At 38.8% G+C, this 25661-nt stretch carries 26 protein-coding genes; 5 read left to right on the top strand and 21 right to left on the bottom strand.

The window, feature by feature from the left end:
* Position 1 precedes the first annotated feature (1 nt).
* From BN988_RS03815 to BN988_RS19385, 8 genes are all read right to left on the bottom strand, one after another.
* A complete protein-coding gene (locus BN988_RS03815) occupies positions 2-1486 on the bottom strand; it encodes a UDP-N-acetylmuramoyl-L-alanyl-D-glutamate--2,6-diaminopimelate ligase (RefSeq protein WP_036576320.1) in 1485 nt (494 codons plus the stop codon).
* A 181-nt stretch (positions 1487-1667) separates the two neighbouring features.
* On the bottom strand, positions 1668-3599 hold the full coding sequence (locus BN988_RS03820) for a stage V sporulation protein D (protein ID WP_036573250.1): 1932 nt from the start codon (positions 3597-3599) through the stop codon (positions 1668-1670).
* A gap of 81 nt (positions 3600-3680) precedes the next feature.
* The gene (locus tag BN988_RS03825; protein ID WP_036573257.1) at positions 3681-5906 is read right to left on the bottom strand and encodes a penicillin-binding transpeptidase domain-containing protein; all 2226 of its coding nucleotides are present in this window, start codon (positions 5904-5906) and stop codon (positions 3681-3683) included.
* Positions 5907-5921: 15 nt separating this feature from the next.
* Positions 5922-6302 (bottom strand): cell division protein FtsL, encoded by a 381-nt coding sequence (gene ftsL / locus BN988_RS03830; protein WP_036573259.1) that lies wholly within the window; start codon positions 6300-6302, stop codon positions 5922-5924.
* Positions 6302-7279 (bottom strand): 16S rRNA (cytosine(1402)-N(4))-methyltransferase RsmH, encoded by a 978-nt coding sequence (rsmH, locus tag BN988_RS03835; RefSeq protein ID WP_036573260.1) that lies wholly within the window; start codon positions 7277-7279, stop codon positions 6302-6304. Before rsmH ends, ftsL begins: the two co-directional genes overlap by 1 nt.
* 52 nt (positions 7280-7331) lie before the next feature.
* Positions 7332-7763 (bottom strand): division/cell wall cluster transcriptional repressor MraZ, encoded by a 432-nt coding sequence (gene mraZ / locus BN988_RS03840; protein WP_036576323.1) that lies wholly within the window; start codon positions 7761-7763, stop codon positions 7332-7334.
* A 191-nt stretch (positions 7764-7954) separates the two neighbouring features.
* Positions 7955-9574, bottom strand: a complete 1620-nt coding sequence (gene bshC / locus BN988_RS03845) for a bacillithiol biosynthesis cysteine-adding enzyme BshC (RefSeq protein ID WP_036573262.1) — start codon at positions 9572-9574, stop codon at positions 7955-7957.
* An 88-nt stretch (positions 9575-9662) separates the two neighbouring features.
* Positions 9663-10046 carry a DUF3397 family protein gene (locus BN988_RS19385; protein WP_036573263.1) on the bottom strand — a complete coding sequence of 128 codons (384 nt, stop codon included), beginning with the start codon at positions 10044-10046 and terminating at the stop codon, positions 9663-9665.
* 360 nt (positions 10047-10406) lie between these two features.
* Between BN988_RS19385 and BN988_RS03855 the strand changes: the two genes are divergently transcribed.
* Positions 10407-10883, top strand: a complete 477-nt coding sequence (locus BN988_RS03855) for an N-acetyltransferase (protein WP_036573264.1) — start codon at positions 10407-10409, stop codon at positions 10881-10883.
* A gap of 129 nt (positions 10884-11012) precedes the next feature.
* On the opposite strand, the gene BN988_RS03860 is transcribed toward BN988_RS03855, so the two are convergent.
* From BN988_RS03860 to BN988_RS03870, 3 genes are all read right to left on the bottom strand, one after another.
* A complete protein-coding gene (locus tag BN988_RS03860) occupies positions 11013-11495 on the bottom strand; it encodes an RsfA family transcriptional regulator (RefSeq protein ID WP_036576326.1) in 483 nt (160 codons plus the stop codon).
* A gap of 676 nt (positions 11496-12171) precedes the next feature.
* Positions 12172-12345, bottom strand: a complete 174-nt coding sequence (gene rpmF / locus BN988_RS03865) for a 50S ribosomal protein L32 (protein ID WP_036573267.1) — start codon at positions 12343-12345, stop codon at positions 12172-12174.
* Positions 12346-12392: 47 nt separating this feature from the next.
* On the bottom strand, positions 12393-12914 hold the full coding sequence (locus tag BN988_RS03870) for a YceD family protein (protein ID WP_036573271.1): 522 nt from the start codon (positions 12912-12914) through the stop codon (positions 12393-12395).
* Positions 12915-13154: 240 nt separating this feature from the next.
* On the opposite strand from BN988_RS03870, the gene BN988_RS03875 reads away from it, so the two are divergent.
* On the top strand, positions 13155-14372 hold the full coding sequence (locus BN988_RS03875) for a nucleotidyltransferase (RefSeq protein WP_036573273.1): 1218 nt from the start codon (positions 13155-13157) through the stop codon (positions 14370-14372).
* 199 nt (positions 14373-14571) lie between these two features.
* Here BN988_RS03875 and BN988_RS03880 read toward each other — a convergent pair whose 3' ends face one another.
* Entirely contained in the window at positions 14572-15594 is a 1023-nt protein-coding gene (locus tag BN988_RS03880; RefSeq protein WP_036573276.1) for a SepM family pheromone-processing serine protease, read from the bottom strand.
* Positions 15595-16072: 478 nt separating this feature from the next.
* Between BN988_RS03880 and ylbJ the strand changes: the two genes are divergently transcribed.
* The gene (gene ylbJ / locus BN988_RS03885; protein ID WP_036573279.1) at positions 16073-17284 is read left to right on the top strand and encodes a sporulation integral membrane protein YlbJ; all 1212 of its coding nucleotides are present in this window, start codon (positions 16073-16075) and stop codon (positions 17282-17284) included.
* A gap of 130 nt (positions 17285-17414) precedes the next feature.
* Here ylbJ and coaD read toward each other — a convergent pair whose 3' ends face one another.
* From coaD to BN988_RS03920, 7 genes are all read right to left on the bottom strand, one after another.
* Positions 17415-17894 carry a pantetheine-phosphate adenylyltransferase gene (coaD, locus tag BN988_RS03890; protein ID WP_036573289.1) on the bottom strand — a complete coding sequence of 160 codons (480 nt, stop codon included), beginning with the start codon at positions 17892-17894 and terminating at the stop codon, positions 17415-17417.
* Between the two features lie 15 nt (positions 17895-17909).
* Complete coding sequence (gene rsmD / locus BN988_RS03895) at positions 17910-18464, bottom strand: 16S rRNA (guanine(966)-N(2))-methyltransferase RsmD (RefSeq protein ID WP_036573291.1); 555 nt, start codon at positions 18462-18464, stop codon at positions 17910-17912.
* 829 nt (positions 18465-19293) lie between these two features.
* Entirely contained in the window at positions 19294-19569 is a 276-nt protein-coding gene (locus tag BN988_RS03900; RefSeq protein WP_036573293.1) for a YlbG family protein, read from the bottom strand.
* Between the two features lie 47 nt (positions 19570-19616).
* Positions 19617-20054: a YlbF family regulator gene (locus tag BN988_RS03905; RefSeq protein WP_036573296.1), complete on the bottom strand. Its 438-nt coding sequence runs from the start codon at positions 20052-20054 to the stop codon at positions 19617-19619.
* A gap of 53 nt (positions 20055-20107) precedes the next feature.
* A complete protein-coding gene (locus tag BN988_RS03910; RefSeq protein WP_036573297.1) occupies positions 20108-20341 on the bottom strand; it encodes a YlbE-like family protein in 234 nt (77 codons plus the stop codon).
* A 12-nt stretch (positions 20342-20353) separates the two neighbouring features.
* On the bottom strand, positions 20354-20761 hold the full coding sequence (ylbD, locus tag BN988_RS03915) for a spore coat protein YlbD (protein WP_036573299.1): 408 nt from the start codon (positions 20759-20761) through the stop codon (positions 20354-20356).
* Between the two features lie 232 nt (positions 20762-20993).
* Positions 20994-22082, bottom strand: a complete 1089-nt coding sequence (locus BN988_RS03920; RefSeq protein ID WP_036573305.1) for a CAP domain-containing protein — start codon at positions 22080-22082, stop codon at positions 20994-20996.
* Between the two features lie 214 nt (positions 22083-22296).
* On the opposite strand from BN988_RS03920, the gene BN988_RS03925 reads away from it, so the two are divergent.
* Together BN988_RS03925 and ytvI are read left to right on the top strand one after the other, a co-directional pair.
* On the top strand, positions 22297-22662 hold the full coding sequence (locus BN988_RS03925) for a YugN family protein (RefSeq protein ID WP_036573307.1): 366 nt from the start codon (positions 22297-22299) through the stop codon (positions 22660-22662).
* A 334-nt stretch (positions 22663-22996) separates the two neighbouring features.
* Complete coding sequence (gene ytvI, locus BN988_RS03930; protein WP_036573308.1) at positions 22997-24055, top strand: sporulation integral membrane protein YtvI; 1059 nt, start codon at positions 22997-22999, stop codon at positions 24053-24055.
* Between the two features lie 77 nt (positions 24056-24132).
* On the opposite strand, the gene BN988_RS03935 is transcribed toward ytvI, so the two are convergent.
* Both BN988_RS03935 and ctaG read right to left on the bottom strand, forming a co-directional pair.
* Entirely contained in the window at positions 24133-24588 is a 456-nt protein-coding gene (locus tag BN988_RS03935; protein ID WP_036573310.1) for a DUF420 domain-containing protein, read from the bottom strand.
* A gap of 41 nt (positions 24589-24629) precedes the next feature.
* Positions 24630-25532 (bottom strand): cytochrome c oxidase assembly factor CtaG, encoded by a 903-nt coding sequence (gene ctaG, locus BN988_RS03940; RefSeq protein WP_036573312.1) that lies wholly within the window; start codon positions 25530-25532, stop codon positions 24630-24632.
* Positions 25533-25661: the final 129 nt, after the last annotated feature.

Genomic DNA, 25661 nt, shown 5'->3' on the forward strand with positions numbered 1-25661 from the left:
GTTAAATCCCCTTTGTCTTAATGGCATGTCTTGCCACTTCTCGGTCATCAAAATCATACTTCACAAGACCAATTTGTTGATAAGTCTCGTGGCCCTTTCCAGCGATTAGAATGATATCGTTTTTTTGCGCCAGTTTTATCGCATGTTCAATCGCTTCTTTTCTATCAGATATTACATCATAATCTGCTTTGTTTCTCGACAAGTCTGTTGTCATATCCTTTAGGATTTGCGCAGGGTCTTCCGTACGTGGATTGTCTGATGTGAAAATTGCCCGATCCGCATAATGAAGGGCAATCCCTGCCATTAGGGGCCGTTTTGTCCGATCACGATCTCCACCGCATCCTACCACTACATAAACTTTTCCCTCAGCAAATTCCTTGATTGTTTGCATTACATTCTCTAAAGAATCAGGAGTATGTGCATAGTCAACAATTACTGCATAGTTTTGCTTTTCATCCACAGGCTCAAATCTGCCGTTTACCCCTGTTATACTTTCAAGTGCATCTTTAATAACTGCCAGTGGAATATTTTTTGCAATAGCTGCTGTGCTAGCAGCAAGCATATTATAAACATTGAACATTCCAATTAGCTTGGAATTAATTTCAATGGCACCAACAGGTGTTCTTAAAGTAAACGAAGTACCACCTGCATCTAAGCGAATGTCTTTTGCTGTTACATCTGCCTCTTTTTTACAAGAATAAGTTAAAATATTTTGGGCAGTACTGCGCTTTAATACGCTACTGGATGGATCATCTTCATTTAAAACTGCAAATTTAGGCTGGTGTTTTGCATAAGTATTCCCTAACTGAGCAAACAAAAGACTTTTGGCACGTAAATAATCATCTATATCTTTATGATAATCCAAATGATCTTGTGAAAGGTTGGTGAAAATGGCAACATCAAATTCACAACCATGTACACGTCCCATATCCAAAGCATGGGAGGAAACTTCCATGATTGCCTGATCCACTTCCTTATGGAGCATCTTGCTAAAAAATCTCTGTAAACTTAACGAATCTGGTGTTGTATTATTAACAGGATATGTTTCGTCACCAATTTTCATTTGAATCGTGCCAATGACTCCCGTTTTCTGCTTATTATGGTTAAAAATGGTTTCAAGCAAGTACGTAACTGTCGTTTTCCCGTTCGTGCCGGTTACGCCAATCAGTGGTAGCTTCCTTGTTGGATTATGATAAAAACGAACAGCAAGCATAGACATTGCCCTGGCAGTGTCTCTAACCATTATTACTGGCACATTGGTCTTGACTGGTTTCTCAGCAATTATAGCAATGGCTCCATTTGAAATCGCCTGGTCAACAAAGTCATGACCATCCTGTGTATAGCCTGATATACAAACAAACAAACTATTTGGACTGTTAACCCTTGAGTCCATCTCTATAGAATCAATCTGTATGCCTTCCAAAGAAGTACTTGCATTGTAAAAAGGTATTTCCTCTAATAATTCCACTAATCTCATAACTAACATCCTATCATTCATAATGTCCTACATATGTATTCTCAGTAACATTCAAATTTAAGAGGGTGTTCCCACCCTCTTATTTAATTGCAATTTATTTAACGAAATAAAGGAGTCACCTAGCTTTACCCCGTTTAAGAATTATGCTAGATTTTTTCATGCGTAACCATTATAGCAAATTTTTTTTCGTTTAACGATCTTTTTCGGATAAATAGATCCTCATTTTAGACCCTTGCTCTACCTTTGTACCAGGAGCCGGTGCCTGATCAATAATATACTCGCCTTCTCCACTTGTTTCAATGGATAGGTTTGTCATATATTCTGCTAATTCTTCTTTCGTTAAACCAATTAAATCTGGTACTTCTACTTTCGGCTCTTCTGGCCATAGATATTCTTTGTCCATTCCACCTGCACTTGGCTCAACTTCCATTGCCTGAAGACTATCTCCAATAATTTGCCCTACAATTGGCGCTGCTACAACACCACCAAACTGGACCGTGTTTTTAGGATTATCAACTGCCACATAAACAACTATTTCTGGGTCATCTGCTGGGGCAAATCCTATAAAAGAAACCACGTAGTTGTTTTCCATATAATTTCCGTCAGGTCCTACTTTCTGTGCAGTACCGGTTTTCCCACCGACACGATATCCATCCACATATGCAGGCCGGCCTGTACCTTGCGCAACAACACTTTCAAGCGCGTAACGGACCTCTTCGGAAGTTTCCTCCGAAATGACTTTTCTTTTAACATTCGGTTCATGTGTTTCTACAATTTTATTTGTTTTTGGGTCAATCCATGATTCAGCAAGATAAGGTTCATATAAATAGCCACCATTCACAGATGCAGCTACTGCCATAACCTGCTGAATCGGGGTCACAGATACACCTTGCCCAAATGCAGTAGTGGCAAGCTCCACAGGTCCAACTTGATCTTCTGCAAACAAAATTCCATTCCCCTCACCCTGCAAATCAATTCCAGTTTTCTCTCCAAAACCGAAATTATCGATATATGAAAAAAGCTTTTCTTCTCCGAGCTTCTGACCTAGTGTCACAAACCCGGGGTTACAGGAGTTTTGCACCACTTCAAGATATGTTTGATTACCATGGCCACCGCTTTTCCAGCAATGAAGTTCACTTCCGTCAACACTAATTGAGCCATCATCGTTGAATTCATCCTCTTCCAGGTCTACTACTGCCTCTTCTAAAGCAGCTGCCAACGTTATGATTTTAAAAGTTGATCCGGGCTCATAGGTACTCCAAATGGGTAAGTTTCGATCAAAGATGTTGGAGTCTACTTCCTGGTAATTTTCTGGATGGAAATTGGGACGCGAACTCATTCCAAGAACACCACCCGTTTTGGGGTTTACCGCTATAGCAAGCGCCCCATCTGGACTATATTTTGAAACAGCGAGATCTAGTTCTCTTTCAATAATTGTCTGTACTTTTGAGTTAATTGTGGTTTTTAAGTTAAGTCCATCTTCTGGCGGTGTATATACATCTGCTAGACTATCCAAACGCCGCCCCTTCGCATCTGAGTAAAACGACAGACTTCCTTCCTCTCCTTTAAGCTTATCATCATAGTAGAGTTCCAATCCCATTAGGCCTTGGTTGTCAATACCAGCAAAGCCTAGAACATGGGAAAGGTCTTCCCCATTTGGATAATGTCTTTTAGAATCCTTTGCTAAATATATCCCATCCATATTTAAAGTTCGTATAGCAAGCTCCTGTTTCTCACTAATTTTAATTCCCTCTGGACGAAGATTTACACTCGATGCATTTTTTGTTATATCTGCAAGCACTTTATCTTTTGAAACATCTAAAACGCCCGCCAACTTCTCTGCCGTCTCTTCTGGATCACTAATTTGTCTCGGCACTGCTACGATAGAGGGAGCTGTAACATTATCCGCTAATACCTCTCCGTCCGTGTCCAAGATTTGTCCCCTTTCAGGTTCGAACACAATATCTCTCGTCCATAGATCATTGGCTTGTCCAACTAGTTTGTCACCTATGATAAATTGAACATAACCTAGTCTAATATCAATAATACTAAAAATAAGTAAACCAAAAAGAAAAACAGTAACGATTCGTTTTTTTACAGTCACAGTGGATACGCGTTTCATTTTCCATCCCCTTTTCATAGGTAGGCTTGTATCCACTATATGATTGTAAAATTAGAATAGAACACTGTTTCATGTTATTGCTTATTCCTCTTCTTGCTCCGTTTCTCCTTTATCTTCCTCTTCTTGCTGCTCATTTGGCGGAAGCAATTCGACACTTAATGAATCTTCTTCTTTAAGCGCAGTGCCTGCCTTAATAGATTGTGTAACGACAAACCCACTGCCCGACGTTTCTGTATTTAACCCTATTAGGTCAGAAAGCTGTAGCACCTCACGTAAAGACCAGCCTATGACTTTTGGCATTTCTGGATTTTCCGTAACTAGAATGACATGGTCATGTGCCAGAATACTTTCTCCTTCTTCTACACTAGCAGCAACTACTTTGCCTTTTCCTACTGCTGTAGTGCGTATACCTTCCTTCTCGAGGGTCTTTTGTACGTCGCTTACGTTTTCACCTACTAACTTAGGAACCTTCATATGTTGCGTTTCTTCTGTTTCTTCGTTATCTGGACTTATATTCAAATAATGTAAGCCGTTTTCCATGACATTTTTAAAGATGAACGAAACTGGATCTGATCCTGATTCGGTTGGTCCTAATTCAGGTTGCTTAACTGTGACATACATCATTAATTGTGGGTCGTCAATTGGTGCCATTCCGAGGAAAGAAAAGACATGGTTTTCCTTTCCGCTCATATAAGCCCCGCCGCCTGGTTCATCGTTCGGTATTTGAGCTGTACCCGTTTTGCCACCTACCGTATAATCGTCAAGCTTGTACATTTTCCCTGTGCCATGCTCACCATTTACAACTGATTCGAGGAGTTTCAAAACATGGTCTGCTGTTTCCTCAGATATCGGATTGCCTACCACATTTTTCGATTTTTCTTCAACTGTCTTGCCAGTATCTGGGTCCACAATCTTTTTAATTACGTAAGGTTGAAGCATTGTCCCATTATTAGCAATCGCCGTAGCTGCTTTCATCTGTTGGATTGGTGTCATTGTACTTCCTTGACCGAAAGAAGAAGTGATTTTCTCTAATGGCCAGTTATAAAGGATTTCTCCCTTTACTTCTCCAGGTAAATCTATCCCTGTCTCTTTATCAAACTGAAAGGCTTTTAGATATTCTAGGAATTTATCTGGCCCAATCTTCTCCCAGGCTAATTTGGCTGCAGCTACGTTAGAAGATCGCTGGAATCCCTCATCAAATGTAATCGATCCCCAGCCTGCTCCGCCGTTATGGTCATTAATCGATTTTATTTTTTTATTCGGTCGGTAGCTACCAGATTCATAGCTATCCCCTCCATTATAAACGCCTTCTTCAATGGCAGCTGCCCATGTAAACATCTTAACTGTTGAACCTGGTTCAAATGGGGTTGAGACCACATCGTTATACCAGTTTTCCACATTGCTAGGATCATTGGGATTATAACTTGGGCGGTTGCTCATTGCCACGATTTCACCTGTCTTTGGATTCATGACGACAGCACTCATTCTTTCCGGACTGTACTTCGAATCTACCTGAGTCATCGCATCCTCAAGTAGTGTTTGAATTTTTTGGTCGATAGTTAAATAGATGTCATCCCCGTCTTGCGGCTTTGTTACTACTTCATTTGGGTCTAGTAGCTTTTTATTGTATTTATCACGCTGGTAAGAGATTTGACCATCAGTACCTTTAAGTATATCATCCATCACTTTTTCCATGCCGGCAATTCCCTTAATTTCGTGCACAATATTGGCATCTTCATCTTCTACTTCCGTATCTCTGGCAAATCCAATCACCTGTGATGCGAACATGCCATTTGGGTAATAACGTAGCGCCTCTTCTTCAAATTTAATTCCTGGAAGGTTTTTCGCGGCAATTTCATCCTTTTTTTGTTGGGATAACTCTTTCCCGGCATTTCCGAACTCGACCTGAAAACGGTCCTTCTCTATCCCGCTCTTTAAGCTTTCCAGCAGTTCTTCTTTCTCAACATCTAATAATGGTGCTAGCTCCTCTGCTGTTTTCTCAGGATCTACCACGTGCTTGGGCTCTTCCGATTCCCCAGTATAAGCTTCATCAAGAATTGCGTACATGCGAAAGGTCGGTCTATCATATGCCAACATCATGCCATTATTGTCGAAAATTTTCCCTCGTTCTGCTGACATTGTATAAGAAGAGGTCCGTTTCTGTTCTGCCCATTCTTCTAATGAAACATCATTTATTTCACCAGTGGCCTGAATATAGAGAAATCTACCCGTTAAAAGCAAGAAAGCACCGACAAAAATAATGATGAGAATACCAGCCATGAAATGTGTTGTACGGTTTTTTTTCATAACTTTCTCTCCTGATTACTCAGTTTCATTATAGGCAGTTGTTTGTTTCACTTGTGTATTTTGTATTTTTAGCCCATTTTCTTCTGCAATTTTGGTGATACGTTCTGGCCTGCTTAATTCCTTCATTTCAAAAAGCAACCCTTCATTGGTTGTTTGCTGTGTTTGAACTGTTTTTTCTAGCTTTTGCATGTCACGGTTTAATGCATCAGTACTGGATGAGAAAGAAACGACAAATATGCCAGCTGCAATTAACATTGCTCCTACTGCCGAATAGATTACTTTTTCTCCCTTTGTAATCCAACCTTGCCGTTGAACTTTTACCGCAACTTTTTCTTGTTTCTCCGGTCTTTGCTGGGTCCTTGGCTGCTGCCATTGACGTGCATGATTTGCGCTCATTATTTTTTCCACCCTTCCTCATAGTTAAATGATTCATCCCAAGCTTTTACTTTTTCGATAATTCGTAGTTTTGCAGAACGTGACCTGCGATTTGCTTCAAGTTCTTGGTCACCTGCAATCACAGGTTTTCTTGTTATAACCTTAAATGGTGCCTCATGAGACTCTGGAACAATTGGCAGATTTCGCGGAGTTGGTTTTGCAGTGCTCCATTTCTTAAATGCTTGCTTACATAGTCTGTCTTCAAGTGAATGGAAGGTAATAACCACAATTCTCCCGTGCAAACTTGTCATTCTTGCTGCCTGGTGTAGCGCATCATTGAAGACTTGCAATTCATCATTTACTGCTATCCGAAGCGCTTGAAATACGCGTTTAGCAGGATGTCCACCTTTACGGCGGGTTGCCGCTGGAATTCCTTCTTTAATGATTTCTACTAGCTCATGCGTTGTTTCAATTGGTTTCTCTTCACGTTGTCGTTCGATCTTACGGGCAATCTGCTTAGAAAATTTCTCCTCACCATATTTAAAAAAGATGGAGACAAGGTCTTGATAAGGCCAGTTATTAATAATTTCATACGCATTTAGCTCATTACTCTGATCCATTCTCATGTCCAATAAGGCGTCATGTTGGTAACTGAACCCTCTCTCTCCTCGGTCTAACTGTGGAGAAGACACACCTAAATCAAATAAGATGCCATCCACTTCGTTTATTCCGTGGTCCATTAATGCTTGTTCTAGGCCACTAAAATTAGAATGGATGAACAAAATACGGTCTTCATAAGCTATAAGCCTTTCTTTGGCTGCTTGCAAAGCATCCTCGTCCTGATCAAAGGCAATTAATCGTCCACCCTCTTGAAGCTGTGATGCAATACTTTCCGAATGACCGCCACCACCGACTGTACAATCAACATATGTACCAGTAGCCTTTATTGCCAAACCTTCTATTGTTTCTTGCTTTAATACACTATAATGCTCAAACATACGATCCACCTACTTTTGTCAATTCCTTTCGCCTTAGCAACTAAGGGTTAAATTAAATATCAAAATCCATTAGGTTCTCGGCTAATTCTGCAAAGGATTCTTCAGAGTCATTAAAATAGTCTTCCCAATTTTCACTTGCCCAGAACTCTATACGGTTTGAGACACCAATTACCACACATTCTTTTTCCAATGCTGCATAACCTCTAAGTGGCTGTGGAAGATTTATTCTTCCCTGCTTATCCACTTCACATTCAACAGCTCCTGAAAAGAAGAACCGAGTAAAAGCTCTGGCATCCTTTTTAGTAAGTGGGAGTTTTTTTAACTTATCTTCTAATAATTTCCATTCATTCATGGGGTAGGCAAACAGACACTTGTCTAGTCCACGCGTTACAATAAATGTCTCACCAAGCTCGTCACGGAACTTGGAAGGAACGATAATTCTTCCTTTTGCATCAATGTTATGCTGGAATTCGCCCATGAACATATAGTTCGCCCCACTTTCATAAATATATATTACCACATCCCCCCACTATTCACCACTAGTTTCCCACTAATTATTAACTTTCTATAAAAAGCACAATTACCGAGATATTTAAAACAACACAAAAAAGCTGTCACAGCAAGGCTGGACAGCTCTTCTCATGTATTAATATTATTAGTGGGTAATGGTGGGGGTTATAACCATACTACAAAATGGGACTCTTTCATCGAAAGATCTCGATGGATAATGCTTTGTAAAAATTCTGCTCCGTGATGGTTTAGCCAAAAAATAGGATTCCAAATCCTTTCTTGTAATCCTCCCTCAGGCCTTAATGACAATGAAATCAAATCAAATTCTTCTATTTCCTTCGCGTACTTTTCTTCTATGGCCTTGTTTATTCGGCCCTCTAAAAAGAGAATAGTATCCTGTAAATAATGGAGATTTTTATCAGCTAAATCTCCAAGATCAGCGCGTACCCCTTTTGCCGCATCACGCAATGGCTTGTGTATATCTTTTATCTTTTGCTTTATTTCTACACTTAGCTCATGAATTGGCGGGTCCTGCTTTTTATTCAGCCAGGCTTGTTTAATGTCTTCCACGCCATAATTGATAGCATGTTCAACATGAATACTATATTTAGACAAAGCCTTCTCCACATTCCGGTCTATAAATGTAAAAGATAATCGAGGCAGTACAGGAGGCATTTTCATTCCCAATGCTGCAAATGCAGGCTTCAATACCGCCCAATACCCAACCTCGCCTGGACCCCCGATAAATGCTAGTGTTGGAAATAAGAGCTCTTGCATAATGGGACGGGTCACTACATTATTACTCAAATTGTACGGCTGCTTAACTGCAATCTCTTGTAGTTCTTCTGTAGTAAAACGGACTTCGTTTTGTTTACCGACCCACATATTTTCCTCGTCTTTTACAAGTAATATTCTTTCCCCGTTCTCATGATAGAAAAGATGAGCATCCTCCTTTTCTAACTCAAGGGAGATAGAATAACCTAATTGATTTAAGTCTTCACTTGCATCGTAAACTCCCCTACTTATTTCGGGCTGTGCTTGGACAAGAGAGATGAAATGTTTATATTCTACTTTTCTAAGCTCTTTGTCAGCTGAATTAATAAGAACAAGACCCTCATTAGGAAACAAGCTGTATACGAGTCGCGCAAAAAAGTCTGTGTACGAATTCGCCACATCAAGACAGGATAAAATGGTTTTAAATAGTTCCTTTGTATTCGCGGTCTCTTCCAGCTGTTCAAATAATTGATAAATCCAAGTCTCTGTACCTTCTTTATCTAAATCAAGGTCTGAAACTGATTGCTTGCCTAATGCCTGTTGAAATAACTTAAATTTTTTCATTTTGGAGATTCCTGGCACAAAAATATGATTAATTTCAGCAAAGTCATGATCTTCCCCAGCTATCCAAAAAACAGGGATAACAGGAATATTTAGCTCCTCTTCTTGTTGTCTTGCAAGCTGAATAATAGAGACAATCTTATTAATCGTATACATCGGACCCATTAAAATCCCTGCTTGCTGTCCACCAATAACCACGACACTTTCTCTCTGCTTTAGCCTTGCTATATTATCTAACGAGGATTGAGGTACGCCCCATTCGCTGTTCATCACTTTTAATAAATCAGTAAGCTTCTCCCGATCAAATGAACGGTTTTCAAGTTCTGATAAACGTTTTTTGAAGTCATTATATGGGTGGTAATCAAAAAATCGCATAATATTTGGGTCGTTATTACGGTAATCCTTTAGTAATTTACTTTCATTATGTATCTGTAGTGTCTCGACCTGCATAGACCCCGTGCTCCTTTTATTTCGTAATGTCCAATATGTATTGTACATAAATCCACCTGAAAATTCATGTATTCTGTTTGGCGCTTTCTTAATAGAAAAAGATTCGGTCAATCAATCCATACAAGATCAGCAAAAGGTAAAGAAAGGAAAACAGTAAAAAGCAAATACGCCACAGGAGCTTAAATGCCTTTCCCAGTATTACCTCTGTGTTATATTTCCACTGTAAATAAAGAATGATCATCAACATTAAGAGTAGTACTATGACCAACATTCCGGTTGCATTGATGTTAAATAAGTGTGATAGCAACACCAACATAGCAATCATATAAAATGGCGTACTAACGTTTACGGCCGCGAAAAAAGCACGCCTTTGCTGCTTATATAGCTTAACCGCACCCAGATAAATTAACCAAGTTGCCAAAAAGGGAGCAACAATAAATATACTACTGATATAAGTTATAAAGTGCATCATTATTCCATTAGTCCCTTCTGCTCTTATCTCCTGTTATTCTAACTTATATTGCAACAAAGTGCATATCTAAATGATCCACTTTCTTCCACTAAGAAAGCCAGCTCCTGATACATATACGAAGAACTCAGTTGCCCTTTTTATAAAGAAACTGAAAATGAACATTATTTAATCCTTTCAATTCCATCAGAATTTTTCTATAATATAATTATACTGTAACTTTAAACCATGTAAGCTTTACTTAAAACTTCTGATTATAGGAGCTTAAAAAGAAACCCGATTTAGTAAACGATTACATTGCGTAATTGACATGGAATGGTTAGAAATATCAAGAGATAATATGACACAAAGGGGATGCTTTTTATGGAACAAACGGTAGAGAATCTATTAATCAATTATAAAACACTTGAAAAGTTTAAATTTTTTAAGGAATATGGGAACCAGGAACTTTCCATGCTTGAGGACTTAGAAAATAAGATGGTTGAGAATTATAACGACTCACCGTTTTACGGAATCTATATTGGAGATAATCTTGTTGCAAGAATGAGCCTTTATAAAGTACAAAAGAAATATGATGCATACTTCGAACCCAAGCAGGACTATTTGACCCTTTGGAAGCTGGAAGTTTTACCAGATTATCAAGGCAAAGGTTACGGAAAAGCGTTGGTAGAGTTTGCAAAAAGCTACAACCTGCCAATTAAAACAAACCCGAGAATCAACTCACATACATTCTGGGAAAAAATGGGTTTTCAAAAAGCGCACTATGATATGGAGCGTGACCTAGGTGAAAACCCGCTTATTTGGATGCCAGAAGGTGTAAAAGAAAAGGAAACAACATAAGAGGATTACACTCTATAATTCGAAAAGACATGAATGAGGATTCCATTCATGTCTTTTTTATGGGTATTTTTATAATTGCTTTGTATGAAGTAAACCATCTTGTACTGTACTCTATTTATAGAAAACATTCTAATTAGAAGCGCCTGTCTTCACCCAATCCCAAAGCTTTCCCATCTCTTTCCAAGCATTATCATACCTTAGCAATTGTTGGCGAAGCTGTTCATTTTCTTGCTGAAGACGCTCAATACGTTTCTCTTGTTCAAGCTTGTTACCAGGTAAATCATCCAAAAATCCAGTTCTCATCTTCTCGAGTAAGGAAATCGCCGTTTCAATTGTATCCCGTTCCGGATTACTCCCCTCAGCGCGAGCCCAGGATTGCTTCTTATCGCCTTGTTTTCTTTCCTCCTTAGCATATTGTATAGCGTCCTGATAATGCTTCCGGATAGTTGCATTCCATCTGAACCCACATGCTGCCGAGGTCCTAGAGAGCTGTTTAGCAACTTCTTTGAAAGCCTCCAACTGTGTCTTCCCTTCCCTTATATGTCGAAGAACTGTTTCAGCTAATATGATATCTTCGTCTTGCGTCCATGCATCCTGCCGTGTCGCATTCATACCATCCCTCCTTATACGTTTGCTATCAATGTATGCAAAAAATAGGAGTGATAGAATATGATATTGCCTTTTAGCTACTTTTTTTAAAGGCTGTAAGTAAGCAACCACTTCATTTTCCTTCTTAATAGACAGCTGAATCACTAACTCATTTCCATTCATAAAGGATTCTTATTGAAATTCAATTGATAACAATCTAGCTTGCCTCTAGCATCAGCATCAGAACTTTTTAGCAAGATGAACAAAAGGCGTAAAGCGATTTTCTGACAAGAACAAAAGCGCAGTGCCCCGTATTAAGGAACGCCGACTAAGTTCGCCTCGTCCTGAGGCAACGTCGGCATGGCCCGGATCCTCTGGGCCCACGTAGCGAGTGCGCCTAGCCATGCCAGGTCGCTCCATATTGGGACTGCGATTACTCGCCCCACCAAAATCCCTGCCACGTAAAGTCAATTTTAATGAAGCTCCCCCGCAAGAGAAAAAGGAATCATGCCCCTGCAAAAGGGGTATGTCGGCGTTGACCGGCAAGGGCAATTTTCGTGAAGTTCCCTAGTTTCTGGGTGCTGGAGCTAGACGTGGCACATCAGTTGTTTTGATATCCACAGAACACACACATTATAGTTTCCTAGACAATAAAAAAAACAGGACACACATAGTGTCCTGTTTTTACGCATACTATTTATTAGCTGCTTACTACTTCTTTACCATCATATTGCCCGCATGCTTTACAAACGTGGTGAGGCTTAGTTAACTCTCCACAATTTGAACATTCTACCATGCCAGGTACGTGTAATTTCTTATGAGTACGACGTTGGTTTTTAACTTTTTTTGACGTTCTTCTTTTAGGTACTGCCATGACTTACACCTCCTTCATAAAAAGAAAACAACACAGAACAGTAATCCTTACTTGTCTTCCTTTTTATCTTCAAATAATGACTCTAGTTTTTTAAAACGTGGGTCGATCGTCTCTTCTACTGGTTTCTCAGAAACAAGTTCCCATCCCGCACCTTGAGAAGGAGCAGCATCCTGACCACTTGTATCTTCAGCAAAAACCCGAAAAGGAACCTCTAAGAGAATATTCTCCTTTATATAGGGAGTTAAGTCAAGTACCTCCCCGTCAATTGGATGAATTTCTTCCTCTTCATCATAGTAAGAGGATGTGGTGAATACCTCATCCTCTTTGATCTCAAAGGGATAATCGACATCCACTAATGTACGTGCACATGGCAAAATCATCTTTCCGCTTATTTTAAATGAAACAATAATTTGTTCACCCTGCAAGAAGCACTGTCCCTGAACACGAACTGGGTTTATTTCCCTAATATCATTGTTCATTGCTTCTAATTCCGAAACGTTCACCATTTCATCAAAAGCGAAAGGTTCACTATAAGCACTTTTTCTAATTTGCGCCAATGTTAATTTCAATGTAATCACCTCTAGGCAACAAGAGTTATTTTAAAAGAAAAATAGACTTTTGTCAACATATTTTCTTTACACATTTACTTAATAATATATCTTGAGTTAATAAAAAACAGGTTCACTATTCCGTACTAAGGAATACACCAGACTATATTCCCATTATTCCCTTTCTTTATTGGGATAATCGTGCAGAAAGTAGCTTTTTTTGATACAATAATTACCATCTTACATACAGGGGTTGTTATAATGCAAGCATGTGGCTTAGTTGTAGAATATAATCCTTTTCATAATGGACATGCCTATCATATTCAGGAGGCTCGAAAAGCGTCGGATGCAGACTGTATCATTGCTGTAATGAGTGGCGACTTTCTCCAAAGAGGAGAACCTGCAATAATAGACAAGTTTTCCCGGGCAAAAGCAGCACTTTTATCGGGCGTCGATATTGTAATAGAACTTCCCTTTGCTTTTGCAGTGCAAAGTAGTGATCTGTTTGCAAAAGGAGCCATCCATACATTACATGAAATTGGTGTATCAAGCATTTGCTTCGGGAGTGAATCGGGAAACGCATCTGATTTCACAAACAGCTATGAGTACTTAAAAGGCAGTCAGGCACTTTATCGTACGACATTAAAAGCAGGATTAGCCAAAGGTTTCTCCTTCCCTGAAGCCAGTCGACATGCCTATCAGGAAATTGGGCTATCTGAAGACAGTATGGACCTTACAAAGCCAAATAATATCCTTGGTTACAGTTATGTTAAGACAATCTTAAAAAATGAATATAAGATAGAACCACTTACCATTAAGCGAACAAACAGCGGCTATCACGACGAAGCCATCACAGGATCGATAGCTAGTGCAACAAGTATTCGCAAAGCCCTCAATGAGCATAATACGATTACGAATCAAGTGGCAAACGCAATACCAACTAGTACAATTGAGCAATTAACTGAATACAAAAGCAAATCAGGACAATGGCACACCTGGGAGCATTACTTTGACCTCCTCCAGTATCGTGTTATGACGATGACTTCAGGAGAACTTGCTAACATCCATGGTGTCGAAGAAGGACTGGAGCATCGAATTAAAAAGACGGCAATGCATGCTCGCTCCTTCCATGAATGGGTGGAAGCTGTAAAAACAAAACGCTATACTTGGACTAGACTCCAACGTATTTTTGTTTTTATTCTAGCAAACGTAAGAAAAGAAGAAATTGCGCCTTTAGTTAGTAACCATAGCGTTCCTTATGTTCGTTTATTAGGTTTAACAAAAAACGGACAAGCTTATCTTAACAAAGCTAAAAAACAAATGAATGTACCATTGGTTTCTAAACTATCACTCCAGGATAATCCCTTACTACAATTAGAAGAAAGGGCCAGCAATGCCTACTACAGCATACTCACTCCAGCTATTCGGCATAAATTGAAAAAACAAGAGCTAATGCCCCCACTTTTAATTAACAAATAAAAGACCTCTCCTTTTGGAAGGTCTTTTATTCTATCTTCTATTATTTTTACCGGTGCAACCGTCCGTAAGACTCCCACTTCAAAACATGAGGTGAAACCGTGAGTTTTTAGTGGGAGTAAACGGACGCTAACACCCCGATTCGTTCAACTAACAATCAGTGGGGGAAGAATGAAAACCCCCACTGATTGAAGTTTTAACTTTACCTTGGCTCAAGCTTCTCTAAATAGTCTAAAGCATCTTTAAACGTGTCAATTGGAACAACTTTCATATCAGTACCAATCTCTTCTGCTGTTTCTGAAGCGACCTGATAATTGGAGTCTTCTCTGCCTTCCTCATTCGGTGCAAAGAAGATGTCCACTCCTTCCTTATCCGCAGCCACTACTTTTTTATCAATACCACCGATTCGGTAAACAGTTCCATCATAATCGATCTCGCCTGTCCCTGCAATTTCGTAGCCTCTTGTTATATCTTCCTCAGTCAGCTGATCATATATTTCCAAAGAGAACATAAGTCCAGCACTTGGACCACCGATGCTACCACTCGAGAACTCTATTGTAGGATCAACGGAGACGCTTCTATCTGTTACGAGTTGAATACCAATGCCAATTTTATTCTCAGTGTCCGAGAAGGTTTGTAATTGTATTTCCTTAAATTGAGTCTCCTCATCACGTACAAATTCTACTTCTATCGTATCATCTGCATTTTTACTTTCTACATAGCTAATGAGATCGTCCGCTTCTTTAACGTCTACCCCATCGATTCCAATTATCCTGTCTCCCATTTCCAATTTTCCCTCTGCAGGCATGCCTTCCACAACTGAAACAACGTAGACACCATTATAGTCGATTGTGATCTCCTTGTCCGCTGCCTCATATGCCACCACGGTGGAAGCTTCCTGAGAATTTTCCATCATCTGTAGCTGTGCATGCATGTATTCATCGTCCGAAATACCTTCTGGCCTTACCTCTTCGATCGGGAGAATTTGATGGTGTGGAAGAAGCTTTGCCCAAACATATTGAATCGGAGTAGCTTGTCCTCCACTTATTGTAACTAGGTGCATATCTCCTTCGCTCTGATAGCCCTCTTCAACTGAAACAATTGGATTAAGAGCATCTGCTCCACCTGGTTTATAAATATAAAATGGTAGTTTAAATGCAGCTATAAAGTACGCAATAATCACGACTATAATCAGGGTAATAATTTGCTTTTTTGTAAATTTCATTATAAGACTCCTTCCAGTTCCCTCTTTATTTTCCGGAAAAACTATTTTCAAAACAGCTTATAAGTGATTAATCAAAATCCTAAAACACACTGAAATTAGGACATCTAGTTTTTTGCAGAAGTTGAATTTTAAGCAAGAGACGATATGACAAACAGAAAAGCTGGGATGAAAGTACGCGCCTGTAAAACCGAACTATTTGCAATAAAATAGTTCGGTTCGAATCCCTTTTATATGAGTTGTTCTATCATCGCTTCGCCAAATTACGTTGCCTTCTGATCCTGCTCGCACGCTGTCGGGCTCTTAATGACTTTATACTTTAAAAAGTGTATGGCATAAATCGCCTATGTATGTGCGTATATTGATATAAGCTTGTACAAGAGATCCATTAGCAACTTAAATAAAGAGGCTAGCATTATTCTACTACTATCGGAAAAAGAAGTACAGAGCAAGGCTTATCACACTTAGGGGGCTTTATATTTTGAAACAAGTAATTAAAACAATAATCTTAGCCAGTTTAACTACCTTTGTGGCGTTTTCACTTATAGCTTTTCCAAATGACTCCTTTGAAGCAAGTATTCGAGGGCTTAATATATGGTGGGAAGTTGTTTTCCCCTCCTTACTTCCCTTCTTTATTACCTCTGAATTGCTTATTGGCTTTGGAGTCGTTCGATTTATCGGTGTCCTATTCGAACCCATTATGCGACCATTGTTTAATGTACCAGGTGTTGGGAGTTTTGGATGGGTAATGGGAATGGCAAGTGGCTATCCAACAGGAGCAAAAATTGCTGCACGACTTCGAGAAGAAGAACAAATATCAAGAGTGGAAGCAGAGCGGCTTGTCTCCTTCACAAATGCTTCTAGCCCACTGTTTATCATCGGAGCTGTCTCGATTGGATTTTTTCATGATGCTAAACTAGGTGTTTTGCTTGCGGTCTGCCATTATGGTAGTAATGCACTTGTAGGGCTATGCATGCGTTTTTATGGAAGAGCAGAAGAAAAAAGAAACGCCACGCGCCATAAAAAGACAGAGAAGAAGTTTTCTATTAAAAGAGCATTCCGCGAGATGCACGAAATGAGAATAAGTGATGAAAGGGCTTTGGGGCAGATATTGGGAGATGCCGTAATAAACTCGATTAAAACCCTTGTTATGGTTGGAGGATTTATTATTCTTTTTTCGGTTTTGACCAAGTTATTTTTCTTAATCGGGTTATCCCCACTTATTGCTATCATATTTCAATTTATCTTATCGATCTTTTCTATACCAATCGATATGGCACTTCCTCTTTTCTCGGGATTATTTGAAATCACGATTGGAGCGCAAATGATTTCCCAGAAAACAGCCACTGTTCTTTCCCAAGCAGTACTTGTTAGCTTTATTATGGGGTTTAATGGGCTTTCCGTACAGGCACAGGTAGCTAGTATTCTTTCCGGAACTGATATACGATTCAAACCCTATTTTTTGGCTCGATTTTTGCATGGTGCGCTAGCCAGTATTCTTACAGTGGTATTGTACATTCCTCTTTATTTGAATAAACAGACCTTCGAACTCAATGATATGCCTGTATTCAATCAGAATGTAGAGAACAACTGGGTTGCATTAATGACGATAATGCAAAACGTTGGACCAGTTATTACACTACTTTTCCTAGCCTTGACTGCCGTTCTACTATATCGTAGATCAAGAGCGTAGCGTATTGCTATTTTTCTCGCACTTACTGCTATGGGGAATTCGCCTATATTACGATCGATCTTTTTTTTCCATAAAAAAAGATGATCCATCACTAGCAGGATCATCTTTTAAACTTAAAGTCTGTTTTAGGTTACCGATATTTCTTGTTAAGAGCTTCCTCAACCGGCTTCGGTACAAGATCAGATACATTTGCTTTGTATTTAGCAACTTCCTTAACAATACTGGAACTGAGAAAAGAATACTGATTATTTGTCATGATGAAAAAGGTCTCAATATCCTCCACAAGCTTCCGATTCATGGAAGTTATTTGCATTTCATACTCAAAATCACTTACTGCTCGAAGTCCGCGAATAACTGCTTGGGCATTCTTTTCCCGTGCGTAATCCATTAACAGACCATGGGAGTGGTCTACCGTAACATTCGGAATGTGTTTTGTAGATTTTTCTATTAACTCAATCCTTTCCTCCACACTAAATAATGGAGCTTTTGATTGGTTATTAAATACAGCCACAATGATGTGATCAAACACTTTTGCAGCGCGTTGGATAATATCTAAATGCCCTAGGGTTAAAGGATCAAAACTACCTGGACAAACTGCCAATCTGGTCAAAGTCAGTACTCCCTTCTAATTCTTTTGTAAGATAGTTATTCCAATTGTTCCACCGTAATTGTCTTGTTTTACTAAAGTGAACTGTTGTTGATCGAAAAGAATGCTTTCGGCAGGGTCATGTTCGCAATAAATAATAGCAGACTGGTTTAAAATGTCTAGCTTTAGACTATCACGAATTATTTGTTCATAATCGACCTTACCATATGGAGGGTCAAGTAATAACAGGTCAAATTTCAACTCTCTTTTTGCAGTTGCTTGGAGAGCCCGAGATGCTTCTGCCCTGTATACCTCCGTACAATCTTCTAATTTTAACAGACGGAGATTCTCGTCAATAGTATGTATCGCCTTCGGATGTTTATCAACAAATATGCCAAACTCCATTCCTCTGCTAAGTGCTTCTATCCCCAGTGAGCCACTTCCTGCAAACAAATCCAAGACAGAACCGCCATCAAAAAAAGGTCCCATTCTTTGAAAGATTGCTTCCTTTACTTTATCTGTAGTCGGCCTTGTTGATTTTCCAGGTACAGCTTTTAATTGTCTTCCTTTATGTACTCCTGCTATTACGCGCATTTTACCACCTCTGTCCAGCAGTTCTCGAAATTAATCCTACCACATATAATGCGGGTAAGGAAAATAGAACCTATAAGATTAAAAATAAAATCAGGTACTTACATGTATATATTCTGTTTACTTGACCATAATAGCATATTGAGACAGCTAATGGTTAGTTTGGTTGTTTCAAAACACGGAGAAGACTTACACTTCCCCATAAGTTCTTCCTCCGGTTTCTCCTCTCCCTTTGCCTTTTTGTTTTCTATGTTGAAAGCAACGAAGGGACCTGCAGATAAATATCTGCAGGTTTTTTTTATTGTCTAGGAAATTATAAAAATCGTAAGCTGTGGATAACAAAACAACTGAAGTAGCCACGTCCAACTCCAGCACCCAGAAACTAGGCGACTTCACATAATCGCCCTACGATAAAGAAGACTTGCCGACTGGTGAAGACCAGAGGCCTAGTCGCACTTATACCCGAGGGTGAAAAGAAGACTTGCCGACTGGTGAAAACCAGAGGCCTAGTCGCCCTTATACCCGTAGGGTGAAAGTCATCATCGGTTCCTCAATTAAGGTCGGTCGACTAAAAACGTCCTTGCCGGCCAACGCCGACATACCCCTTTTGCAGGGGCATGATTCCTTTATCTCAGTTGATTCGCTCCACTTGCTGCGTGGGCCCGGAGGATCCGGGTCATGCCGACGTTGCCTCGGGACGAGGCGAACTTGGTCGGCGTTCCTTAAAACGGGCGCTTGCGCTTTTGTTCTTGATTTTTAAAAAGAACATAAAAAACTGAATAACCCTGTTACAAGTTATTCAGCAAAATATATCGGCTTCTCTAGATGGTGATTATATACCCATCTTATAATCATACTGTTTTGCCTTGTCTGGCTTGGCATTCTCAAAATTTGTTTCCACAAATGGCTTATAAGATCTTTCCACTTTTGAAACATACGACAATTTATTAAGCTTATGTTCTACTTTTTCTAGCTCTTCTTGGTTCACATAAAGCACAGCATATTTAAGTCGCTTGGATGCATATAGAAAATGACCGTAACGTTTAATATGCTTCAGGTTCTTCATATGTTGGAACCAGACAATAATACCCTGGCGCATCGTTCGCATAGCTAATTCCTCACCATCTTTGTATTTTCGAAAAAAGGATCATCTGATTAAGATGCACAGCCACAACCGCCGCCACTTCCGCAGCCACAGCCACTGTCTGTCAAAGCTCCACCATCTTTAGGCGCCTTAATTTGCTCGCTAACACTTAGTGCCACATGGCCACTAATTTCGTCTAGCAATTTCTGAAGATTTCGTTCAGCTATTTTAAACGTAGCGACTTTTTCATTCATGTCCATCTCTCGCTTAACCGAACGCACCTTTTTCATAATATCGTTATAATCAGGATGGTATCTTCCGAATCGTTGTACATCCTCATAATGTACTTTTATATCTTTAAAAGCTTTTATAAGCCTTTGCGCTTCCTTGTCTTCATTTAATTCCTGCAGGGAGTTATTGTATGATTCCATAACATCGGAATCGAGTACCATTTTCCCCAACAGCTCTGATCGATCAAGAATATCAACATATTCTAAAGTAGCAATCATGCCTAAGCACCTCCACCCCCATTCTATCATTATATTTCCTTTCTGAAAATATATTAATCCTTCATTGCACCTGCAAATTGAAGCATCATACCCACCATCTGCATCTGATTGCTAAATCGCTCTACCCTTTGTGGAATTGTTTTACCATAGAATGCTTTTGCTTCCTTCGGTAATTCACTTATACGGGAAGGTTCCCTAGAAAGATATCTATACCAAACAGGGTTATAGCGAACAAAACGGGCTATCTGGGGGTTTTCTTCAAGGTATAAAAGACATGTCTTATCCATTATTTCCTCTCCTTAATCTTTAAACCAACCAAAACCATTCTTTCCTACAGGTTCAGATTTTGTATCAGACTGTTTAAACTGTCCTAATAACTCTTGAATAACGGAAATAGTATTGTTGAATGAGTCAATTTGTTTTTGCACTTTATTTAAATCCATATTCTCCGTCATTTTTATTAAATTGGAGAAAAGCTCCTTGTTTTTTTCAAATGACCCTTCATTCTCATCTTGTTCTTCCTTCTTCCACTCTGTTTCTTCCTCTTTATATTCATCCCATAGTGGATCCTCTTCTCCCAGTAACGCCCATTGCTCATAGTATTCCTGCCATGATCTTCCACTTTTTCTGATTTTCTTGATCAGCGCTGGATGTTTGTTGATAAACGTTTTAAATTCAACTACAGAGGGATGCAGCTTATTGCTCAATCTATTCACCTCCAGCTATATAGTCATCTGTACTATATTTTATGTCCTTCTAAAGATACTGTGAAAGTGAAATTCAAATGATATCTATTTATAGTAGTTCAAGTTGGTTACTTGAGGACTTCGCTGATTATGTATCTTAAACTAATGCAAAAATGCCAAACGATTCTCTTCACCCAATGGCATGAAATTATCGCCCAGCATTTTGTATTGTGTTTAGTTCATTCCTTCCCGTCTATTCAGGGCGCTGAAGAAAGTTTTGTGTGTAGTATAAACGATAAACCCCCACCCCAAGATGTGTATAGGCATCATTTAATAAAGCTTCTCTATGCCCCTCACTATTCAACCATCCTAACATTGCAGATGGTGCATCAGGATATTGGGCAGCAATGTTTTCACCAGCTGATGTATAATAAACTTCTTCAACGGCTAGTCTCTCTTTTAAACCGGAGCCGTCCTGACTATAATGAGAAAAGTAATTGTTCTCCGCCATATCCTTGCTATGAGTAAAAGCCACTGTTGAGACTGAATTTTCTTCTTTCAAAACGGATCGGTCATGATTTGACCTTATTACATTTGTCATATCGTAAATTTGCTTCTCCATCCCTGTTTCAATCTCTTCCCATTCCTCATCCGAAAAGGAAGGTTCATCAGGTAAATCTCCTCGATACTCTAGACCATATGGTCGATGACGCAGTAATACATCGCCTGTTAAGATTCGTACCGAAGATAATTGATCAGTAAACGTGTCAAAATAAGCTTGCAAAAACAGATTATCTGATAATTTAATGAGAGGCCGTTTGCTTAAATCTTCCTCTTTCAATTGAAAGCGATAAGAAGAAATACCATTTTCATAAGCAACCTCGTTTTCATAATCTAAATCCTTTCCAAGCGTTTCTAACGCTTCCTTGACATCTTGGCGAGATTGTCCAACCTTTAGGGGCCCTATATCAATACCATTTCCTGTTGCAAAGACGGTCTGGATTGCGCCTTCCTCCACACCAAATTGTATATATTGATCCTTTTCGTCCGGATAAATCCACCACGTGTAGTTGTACGCACTCTTATCTTTTCTTAATGGCTCACCAAGCTGTTCGGTTAAGTTTTGTGTATTCTCACCTATCCATTGAAACAGTGCCCCACCATTGGTAAGAACAGGCATTTCAGGTACCACCTTAGACTTAAGTAAACTATCTCTACCTTTTGCAAAATTATCTTCTACGTCTTTTGTACTCGTCTCCACTGATCTATCAGATTGTTCGATAAAATAGAATCCAATCATAGCAACTATTAATAGTGCTGAAATTATACGAACGAAGCGCATCGCGAATCCCCCTATCTTGTATATAACTATCTATATGAGAAAGAAATAGAAACCATTCTTGTTTCCTCTATTATTTAGTACGTTTTATATGTAATAATATATTCAAAAAAAGCTACATATTGAAAACGAAACCATTGTGATCAACATCCCTTGCAACTTATACCATTTCATACTATTATAGTTTAATGAGGACAAATATGTGAGGTGAACGAAATTGAGAATCGAAAATACTGGATTTGAAGACGTACTAATTGATTTAAAACCACTGGATCACTTAACTGCAAAACATGCTTTTGTACGTGCAGGCCAATGGGATTATGACCGTGTCACCTATGATTACAGAGTAGATTCCAAAGAAAAAAATGTTACATACTATATCCGCTTACAAGGGTATGCAACGGAAGGCGATGTAGATCGTGGTAATGCCGTAATCAAATTGATGACCCCACTGCTTGGGAAGCACTATTATCCACATGGTGTTGAATATGGTGAGAATGAGAATTTCCCAGAAAACCTAGTGGAACGTGCTAAAAGTATTGTGTTGAAAGTCAAAGAAGAATTAGATCAATATAAAAACTAATGTAAAAACCAACTACTGAATAATGGTAGTTGGTTTTTACCGATCTAAGATAAATAAATTGGAAAGTTAGAAAAGAAAAAGAATAAACTGTCCATAATTAATTTTTATCCCGGTACAACCGCCCGTAAGACTCCCTCTTTAAAACATGAAGTGAAACCGTGAGTTTTTAGTGGGAATAAACGGACGCTAACACCCCGATTCGTTCAACTAACAATCAGTGAGAGAAGAACGAAAACCCCCACTGATTTATTAATCTGTTCAAAATAACGAATTAGTGCTATATTTTAAATAAACATACATATTAAACTGTATTGAAAGGAGCTATCGTATACCGTTGCTGCGAAATATTAAAAAACACCATTGGACATTAATTATTCTTGGAGTTATTTTGGTAATTGCGATTATTTTTATTTTGCCAATATCTATTCCATTAGTAGTTGCTTTTATTACAGCACTCATTTTAAACCCATTGGTTCGCTTATTTCAAAAGAGAATTAGACTTAGCAGAAAAGCCTCTGTAACAATTATCTTCTTGCTCTTTCTTCTAATAGCAGGAGTAGCTGGAACATTTATTGTAACAAAAGCAGTAACACAGGTCGTGAATTTTGCTGAGGATGTTCCATCCCACTTTAATAAACTAAACGAAATTTATAAAGACTGGGAAACGGATCTAGAGCAATACACAGACGACCTTCCTTCTGAATTTGTTAACCAGGTTTCAGATAGTATTGAACAAAACCTAGTTAACTTGAGTACTACTGCAAAAGAAAAGATTACCTTAGACAGAATTGCTCAGATCGTAGCACAAGTACCACAGTACTTAATCAGTCTTCTCGTATACTTGATTGCATTGTTCCTATTTATGCTTGAGCTCCCAATCTTAAAAGCAAAAACATATAATTTGATGACAAAAGAGACTGCTGAAAAAGTATCATTTATGAATAAACGACTTGCGAGTGTTATTCTTGGTTTCTTCAAAGCCCAGTTTCTTGTTAGTTTGCTTATTCTAGTAGGTTCTCTAATCGGTTTATTCCTAATCGTACCGGAAGTAGCAATCGTGATGTCTCTGATCATTTGGATTGTCGATATTATTCCAATCATCGGTTCGATTATCGTATTGGGGCCATGGGCATTGATTATGCTGCTTGCAGGAGATGTCTCAACTGGTATCCAATTATCTATATTAGCCATCATATTGCTAGCAATCCGGAGAATCGTCGAACCGAAAGTAATGGGGCGTCACATCGGTCTCTCACCATTAGCCACTTTAATTGCTATGTTTATTGGATTAAAGCTATTGGGTATTCTCGGCTTTATACTTGGACCATTACTTGTAATTGCTTTTAATTCGGCCAAAGAAGCGGGGATTATTAAGTGGAATATCAAAGTATAGGGTAAAAAGAAAAAGTGAGTCCAGTTAATCTGGTACTCACTTTTTTTATAATAAAATCATTTTCCAAAATGCTAGAATTATGATCCTAATATCGCTTTTATCATACTGGTAGTTTCACCACTATCGTAAAGTATATAAAGCAATAAATAGACCATCACTCCTGTTATTGCTGTGAAAAACCAAATAATACTTGTAACCGGTCCGATTTTTCTATGCTTCTTTATTTTCCGTTTAAATGCTAGCGTTAGTGTTACAATCCCAAATATTGCTCCAGATGTCGCCAGGAAAATATGAAAGATTAGAAACAGCGTATAATAAATTTCTAACTCCTCTGGGCCACCAAAGCTTGAATTTCCAATAAACACGGTCCGAGATGCATAAATGATAAAGAATATTAAAGCACTAATAGCAGCAGCAATCATGGTTTTCTTATGTGTTGCAGCTTTTCCTATCACTATAAATCTCCAACCAAATGCCACTAAAATAGCACTTAATACGATGAAAAATGTACTTATTGTAGGTAATAAAGGCATAATTCAAAATTCCTTTCCATAATTAACTCAAATAGTCAGTATTAATAGTTTTGTGTTTCCGCTGGAATAGGGTCCACCTTTAAACTTTCAGCATTAAACCAACCATAGAAGATTCGTGCAAGAATAACCCCGTACGTAATTTCTTGCATAATTTTCATGATAATACCACCCAATTGCTGATCCTCTAAAGGGCTCATATTGGAAAACATTTGAGGCCCTGACAGCTGTCCACTCAAACCTTGAATGACATCACCAGGTACACAAAGTTGCATCGCCTGTATCCAAGCACCACCCTGGGTATATGTATCAAATAACGTATGATCAGCAAATATAATTAACACACAAGCTGGTGTAATCAGTACACTATTAGCAAAGATATAGCCGATTTTAAGTAAGGGGCGTAGCGATTTTGCTTCTTTTAATGGTGATAAAATTGGCCACCAGACGATAAATGCAGCTACTAAAATAATAAGCGATATCGTGGTATGTGCGATTTGCGAAGTTTTAGCAAAATCAAACACGATTGGCATGTGATAAACAGAAAATAACGTGTTAAATAATAACAGCGAAATAATCGGTTTCGTCAGCAAATTAAGTACAGGACGCACCACCGGTAAATAAACAACTTTTCTCCAAATCCACGCAGGAATCCCTTTAATTAAGAGGATAGGAAACACTAAGTAATATATAGCCATTTGTGCCATATGTGCAGAAAGCATAATATGTGTTAATAAGTCGATCGGTGATCCTTTTACAATGTATAAAAGAGCCAATGCAGTATAAACAAATACCTGTTGTTTTCTAGTTGGTTTGTCATGCCCGCCAAACCTCTCACGGTAGGGCCCTGTTATGACAAAATATGCAATAGCTAGTCCTAACACAAACAGGAAAAAGTAAGGACTCCATAATGCTCGGAAGCCAAATATCTGAAGTTCAAGCCACATCTTTACCCACTCCATAAAGTTAAGTTTATCCCTATCATTATAACGTATTATCTAGTAAGATACACGCTTATAATGTGACGATTTTAAAACGAAAGCTTTTATAATTCCACCACGTTATACAAAACAGAG

This window comes from Oceanobacillus picturae, from assembly GCF_000612865.1.
Taxonomy (GTDB): Bacteria; Bacillota; Bacilli; order Bacillales; family Amphibacillaceae; genus Oceanobacillus_B; species Oceanobacillus_B jordanicus.